The organism is Zoogloea sp. LCSB751, assembly GCF_002028455.1.
GTDB lineage: Bacteria > Pseudomonadota > Gammaproteobacteria > Burkholderiales > Rhodocyclaceae > Zoogloea.
Window position 1 is genome coordinate 1 of record NZ_MWUM01000728.1, and the last position, 229, is coordinate 229.

At 64.2% G+C, this 229-nt stretch carries 1 pseudogene; it reads left to right on the forward strand.

The features are described from left to right. Positions 1-229: pseudogene (locus B4920_RS28355) on the forward strand (IS1595 family transposase); the annotation flags it as partial.

A 229-nucleotide genomic window follows, 5' to 3' on the forward strand; every position in this document is an offset into this window, starting at 1 on the left:
CAGGCCAGTGTCACCGAGCTGGCGCCTTGGGGATGGAGTCGGGGACTGCGCCGCTACCGTTGCAAACAGTGTCTGCGCACCAGCTCCATCCTCACCAACACGCCCCTGGCCAGATTGCGTAAAGCATCGTGCTGGGAAGACTACGCGCAAGCCCTCATCGAAGGACTGACCGTCCGCCAGGCAGCGCGGCGCTGTGGGGTCAGCAAAAACACCGCGTTCCTCTGGCGTC